The sequence below is a fragment of the Streptomyces thioluteus genome (assembly GCF_039535865.1).
Genome location: NZ_BAAAXZ010000077.1, coordinates 21,244 through 27,243 on the forward strand (window position 1 = coordinate 21,244; position 6,000 = coordinate 27,243).

Below are 6,000 nucleotides of genomic sequence, written 5' to 3' on the forward strand. Positions count from 1 at the left end.
AGGTCCCGCACGGCGCGGACGGTCCGGAAACTGGACCGCTACCTCGCCGAGTACCGCACGGCGCACCCCCTGCCCGACCGCTACGAGGTCCGCCGGGCGGCGCTTCCGCCGTTCCACCAGGTGACGGACCCGACGGTGGTACTGGCCGGGGCGAAGAGCCACACCGCGCACGATTCGCTCCGGGCCGACGGCACGCTCCTCTGCCGCATCCCCGCGCAGATCTTCGACGGCGGCCGGCCCAACCCGTACACCGATGTGAAGACGGACGGACTGCCGGCGGTCGCGTCCGCGCTGCTGAGCGAGTTCGCCTCCCTGCTCGACCCGGTCAACGCGGGGAAGATCCCCGCCGGTCTCGTACCGGAGCCCTGGCGGCAGCCGTGGAAGCCGCTGCTGTTCCCAGTGGCGGGTCAAGCACTGGCCCGTGCCCTACGGCAGCACGACCGCGCCCAACTGGCAGTTCGACGGCAGCACTTACCGTTGGGTGCAGGGCTCCGCCACCGACCCGGTGGAGGTGACCGGCCGCCGCTTCCTCGTCCCGCTGCCGCAGCACACCTGAGCAGCGGCCTCGAACGGCACGCCGCCGACCACCACGACCCGGCCGTCGCCGAGGCGTTCACCGAGGCCGCGGCCCAGGTCAAGGACCTGGACCTGCTCTCGCAGCGCCTCCGACGGGCTCACCGACGCCTTCGCCCTGCGCGACCCCGCGCCGAACCTCAGCCCGCCCGGCAGGATGGGCGAGCTCGTCGGCGACGCGTACAGCCACCCTGCCCGACGCCGGGGCGCTGCCCGAGCCGTTCCGGGGCTGGCTGCCGTCCGGGTTCACCCAGATCCGGTCCGGACAGTTCGCGTTGAGCGCGCTGAGCGTCGTCGACGAGTTCGGGCAGACGCTGGACGTGCTGCTGCCCGGTGACGCGGGCTTCCTGGAGCCGAAGGTGGGCGACAGCCTGCAGCCGGGCCCGAAGTTCGTCGAGGACGACCTCCAGGAGCGGCTCGTTTCAACTGCCCGCCCAGACTCCTCCAGCCGGCCCGGCTGCGCTTCGACTTCGTCGACGAGCACGACGACAGCCGGCTGGTCGACCTCACTGCGGACACGACGCCGGTGGGCGCGTGGATCGTCCCCAACTACGTCGACCGCTCGCTGCTCTGCTACGCGCCGACGGGCGAGCCGTTGGGCGAACTCCGCCTCGAACTGCGGGACGACGCCTCGACGGCGGTCGGCTGGGGGCCGCTCCCGGACTCGCGGACGCGTACGATCGACGCTCTCCGTGACACGCGCCCGCAGTTGTCCGCGTTCGCCCGAGAGCTGGCCGCCAAGGGGCCGGGCGCCTTCGCCGACCTGATGGCGACGATCGACGGCGCCGCTGGCCGGGATCGACCCGGGCAACCCGTACGGCGACGAGGTCCTCGGCGCGCTCCTCGGGCGCCCCCTGGCCCTCGTCCGCGCCCGGCTCGGCTTCGAGCTGGACGGTCTGCCGGTCGGCGACCCGGGCTGGCAGTACGCGCTGGACTGGCGGACGGTGGCCGCGTGGGGGCGCCGTCCCGCCGGACAGCCGGTCCCGCCGCAGCTGGCCCACCTCGACTACCGGTGGCCCGTCCGGCTCGGCAACGCGGGGCAGAAGGGTGACGGCCTGATCGGCTACTTCCGGGGAGACGGACTACTCGACGTTCTACGCGGTGACGACACCGGACGCGGCCGCCGCGCACACGGACTACGTCGCCGGGATCGGCCCCGCCACTTGCCGTCCCTGCCCGCCGATTCCACGACGCAGACGCATCTGACGCTGCTGCTGGACCCGCTGGCCGCCGTCCACGCCACCACGGACGTCCTCCCGGTGACCGACCTCCAGCTGCCGTCGCGCTTCACGCGGACGGCGCTGGCGGCGATGCGGGTGGCGTTCCGGCTCAGCCCCGTACTGACAACGGCGCGGAAGCTGCCGACGGGCAGCGCGCTGGCCGTGCCGCACCCCAAGTCCCCCCAGGGCACCTGGGACTGGGCCGAGCTGACCCCCGCCTCCGAGTGGTCGCACCAGCCGATCGTCCAGATCGACCAGAACGCCGGCTGGACGAGGACGGCCCCGTCGTCCGCACCGGCTTCCTCCGCCTGACCGGCGGCTTCGACACCAAGTGAAAGGACCCGCACCCGTGAACACGCCGGACATCGGGCAAGCCCCTGCTCGACTACGCCCTCATCAGCGAGCCGTTCCCCCTCTACGCGGCGACGACGGACGCGCCGCCGACGACCCTGCACATCGTCGTCTCCAACGGCGGTGGCAGCACGGTCCACTGCCGGGAGATCGTCTTCTCCCTGCCGCACGGTGACCTGCGCAGAGCCTGGTCACCGCCACATCGGGCGACGGCGACGCGAGCGCCTCGGGCTGGACGTGTCGCCGATCCAGAAGGGCGCGGACATCGTCGTCCCGGAGGGCGACTACGCCAACTTCGTCGCCAAGGCGCCGGGTGACGGCACGGCGGTGGACGCCTCCGGTATCACCATCACGCTGAAGAACCTCAGCATCAGCACGATGCCGGGTACGGCGCGGATCGAGGTCCGCGAGACGGCCACGCTGGACACGGGGAAGTGGCCGGACAGTCCGGGCTTCGTGACCCTCCCGATCACCAAGTTCCCGGCGCCGGTGATCCCCGTCCAGGCGGTGTGCGACTTCCGCGCGGAGCAGTTGGAGGTGTCCGCCGGGGACGCGGTCCGCCTGACGTGGAACGGCCCGTCCACGCTGGAGTACACGGTGCTGCACGGCGGCGGCGCGACGCCGGCCGAGGGGCAGGCGGACACGGGCAAGTTCCACGAGTGGAAGGGCACGGTCAGCCGGGACACGACGTTTCAGCTGTCGTATGTCACGGGTGGTACGACGCATTACCTGACGACGGTGGTGACGGTCGCGAACCCGCAGTTCACGGGGTTGAAGGTCAGGGGTGCGACCGAACTCGAGTCCGTCACCGCGAACGGGGACCTCACGGCGAACGGCAACGTGACCGCCGTGAGCGGCGACAAGATATTCCGGATCCGGGAACTGCGAGGTCCGTACGGGGAGCAGCTCACGGTCAACAGCACCATCGACGTGCTGGTAGGCAATTCCGTCACTGTCACCGACGGTTTGACGGTGGGGGGCCTGACAGTGAACGGGGATCTGACGGCGAACGGCAACGTGACGGCCGTGAGCGGCGACAAGGTATTCCGGATCCGGGACTTGCGGGGCCCCTATGGGGAAACGCTCAGTGTGAACAGCTCCACCCACTTCCTGTCCGGCAATGACGTCACCATCGAAGGTGGCCTGACCCGCGGAGGAAAGTCCGTCGTGTGCGAGGGGGACATGCACCACCTGCGGCACTACAGGGGGGACGGCAAGGGGGACAACTGGTATGTCAACTACATCGGCGATTCGATCTACCTGTCGTCGAGCGCTGGTGCGTCGGAGTTCTACTTCGACTGACGGAAGGCCTGTCCACCACTGGCGGCGGACCCCGTACTGACGGCGCGTAGAGTTCGTGGCGGGCCACCGACTCCTCTTGGGAGCCGATGGCCCGCACTGTCGTACTTGCCGAGGAGAGGAAGACGCAGATGACCGCTGCGCACGGATCGCTCGTGGAAGTTCCCACACCGGACGGCACCGCCGACGCCTACCTCGCACACCCCGGCGGCCCCCGGCCCGTACCCCGCCGTCCTGTTCTACATGGACGCCTTCGGACTGCGCCCGCACCTGAAGAAGATGGCCGACCGGCTGGCCTCGGCCGGCTACCTCGTCCTCGTCCCCAACGTCTTCTACCGCCACGGGCGGGCGCCGGTGGTCGAGTTGCCCGACTTCATCGACACGGAGCAGCGCCCGGATCTCTTCGAGAAGCTCGGGCCCATCCTCCTCCAGACCGTGAAGTCGGACGGGGTGATGCGCGACGCCGACGCCTACCTGCGCTGGCTGGCCGACTCCCCGCTGACCACGGACGGGCCGGTGGGCATCACCGGCTACTGCATGGGAGCCGGCCTCTCCCTGCGCACCGCGGGCACCTACCCGGACCGGGTCGCCGCCGCGGCCGGCTTCCACGGCGCGCAGTTGGCCACCACCGCGCCGGACAGTCCGCACCTGCTCGCCGGCCGCATAGCCGCCGAGCTGTACTTCGGCCACGCCGACCAGGACCAGGCGCTGCCCCCCGAGCAGATCGACCGCCTGGACGAGGCCCTCACCGCGGCGGGCGTGCGCCACCGGTGCGAGGTCTACACCGGCGCCCTCCACGGCTTCACCCAGGCCGACACCGCCGTGTACAACGCCGAGGCCACGGAACGGCACTGGACGGCGCTGCTGGACCTCTTCGGCCGCACGCTGGCCTGAGCAGCCCCCCGCCCGCCCCCTCGGGTCAGCGACTTCGCCCTCGGGGCTTGAGGGGTGTCGAGGGAAGCGCGGGCGCGGGCAGTGGGGGATCGTCGTACCCCCGGACGTCCCCGAAGCGGGACTAGGGGTCACGGACTGCTGTTCTCCACCTGATACGGCACATACGTGCGTCGGTCCGGGTCGATGGCCGGCCGGCCGCCGGCCGGGGGCCGGGCTCGTTGCGCGCAGTCGCGTCGTTCGCAGATCCGGCAGCCCAGGCCGATCGGTGTCGCCGCGCGGGGATCGTCCAGGGCGACGCCTGGGTAGACGAGCCGTGTGGCGTGCCGCCAGTTCGCGCAGGTGAAACTGCTCCCGAGCGCGACCGGAACGTGGTCGGTCGACGAAAGGCCAGAAGTCACACACGCACAACCCATATCAGTTACCGGGTCGAGTTGTAGCACACGCTGTCGTAGCTGACGACACGCAGAAGCTCGCCCGGGGGAACACAAATCCTCCTCTTCGAGTACGCATCCATTCGTCGGTACCATTACATCAGCATTTCACACCTACCAGGATCTCGTGTCCCCGCCCATCCTTCTCTAGCCGCCTGCGTCCCAGTGAGACTGTGTGATCCTCACACAATATGCCTGCCTTGTATCCCGCTTACAACCACACTCCACACTGTCCAAACAATGTAGCACTGCCATCACCCACTGGAGTCCTGAACACTTACAGACACCACCTTGGAGCCTCTCTACGTAGACATTGATCTCACCAGGTTAGCGTCCGCTCAATGCTCACGCGGGTGACTGCCACACACAGCTGATCCCTTCGGAGCAAACACAAGCGAAGGAAGTCGCTATGGAGGACACGGCGCTCGCGGGGGTCGACCACGAATGTACACGAGATGGACAGACCGAGCGTGACACGTAGCCAAAGGAGTCCACCGCAGACCTCGTGCGGATCACACACTGAGGAGCACGCGGATGCCGTAGCACGTCAGGACACCGCGTGGACAGAACACGGTCTCTCGAAAGCCCGCCGGACACCGAAGCGACGGCGCGAACAGCAGACTATCGATGTCGTCAGACGCACCTCCCCCACCGCACGAGTGTGGAAGTGCGGTGTACGCGCACCATGAGAGGGCGCCCGCGAAGTAGTTGCAAGCCGATGCGGGCCAGCGCCAGCAGGACTACGCAGAGGTCAGTTCAACGCAAGCGCGGAAGCAAACCGAGCCGAGCAAGCGGTCCGGCCCAGCAGGGCAAGCTTGAGTTGGCAGAGCAATGGAAGGAGTGACCTGCCCCGTCGCTGAGCCAGGGGGACAGGAACAGCCAGGCCCGGCGTCGCACATCGAAACGCGGGACATCGGCCGGAACGGCCCGCGCGGCCCGACCAACTGGACCCCGAGCCGTCCGGCGAGGTGTGCGAACACAAGTGATCGGAACGGTGGCCACTGGCCGGGCACAACGTAGCCTCCCAGGCCTCACAGGCCCGTACCGCATCGCCTCGGCGATCCACGGGTGGCGAAGTGGTTTTGGCTCGGCGAATAGAAGAAGTCCCGTACATTCGTCAGCACGGCACACTCCCGCGGGAGCATAGTAAGGACGCCCGCCCCGGGTGCGGCAGGGCACGGCGGCCTATCCACGGCACCCGGACAATGTCGCAGGTAGCGGCGTGCAGGGCG

General features: G+C 69.3%; 5 protein-coding genes and 2 pseudogenes. 6 read left to right on the forward strand and 1 reads right to left on the reverse strand.

Annotated features, from left to right (window positions below; translation table 11 throughout):
- Positions 1-120: 120 nt before the first annotated feature.
- The 6 genes and pseudogenes from ABD794_RS09955 (at position 121) to ABD794_RS09980 (ending at position 4,337) form a co-directional block, all read left to right on the forward strand.
- The gene (locus tag ABD794_RS09955; RefSeq protein ID WP_344962470.1) at positions 121-852 is read left to right on the forward strand and encodes a hypothetical protein; all 732 of its coding nucleotides are present in this window, start codon (positions 121-123) and stop codon (positions 850-852) included.
- Between the two features lie 247 nt (positions 853-1,099).
- Entirely contained in the window at positions 1,100-1,624 is a 525-nt protein-coding gene (locus ABD794_RS09960; protein WP_344962472.1) for a hypothetical protein, read from the forward strand.
- Positions 1,518-2,105, forward strand: a complete 588-nt coding sequence (locus ABD794_RS09965) for a hypothetical protein (RefSeq protein WP_344962473.1) — start codon at positions 1,518-1,520, stop codon at positions 2,103-2,105. The genes ABD794_RS09960 and ABD794_RS09965 overlap by 107 nt, the downstream gene beginning before the upstream one ends.
- A gap of 37 nt (positions 2,106-2,142) precedes the next feature.
- Positions 2,143-2,319: a hypothetical protein gene (locus ABD794_RS09970; RefSeq protein ID WP_344962475.1), complete on the forward strand. Its 177-nt coding sequence runs from the start codon at positions 2,143-2,145 to the stop codon at positions 2,317-2,319.
- Complete coding sequence (locus ABD794_RS09975; protein WP_344962477.1) at positions 2,316-3,446, forward strand: hypothetical protein; 1,131 nt, start codon at positions 2,316-2,318, stop codon at positions 3,444-3,446. The genes ABD794_RS09970 and ABD794_RS09975 overlap by 4 nt, the downstream gene beginning before the upstream one ends.
- 128 nt (positions 3,447-3,574) lie before the next feature.
- A pseudogene (locus ABD794_RS09980) lies at positions 3,575-4,337 on the forward strand (dienelactone hydrolase family protein).
- Positions 4,338-4,465: 128 nt separating this feature from the next.
- Here ABD794_RS09980 and ABD794_RS09985 read toward each other — a convergent pair.
- Positions 4,466-4,699, reverse strand: a pseudogene (locus tag ABD794_RS09985) (short-chain fatty acyl-CoA regulator family protein); the annotation flags it as partial.
- Between the last annotated feature and the right edge of the window lie 1,301 nt (positions 4,700-6,000).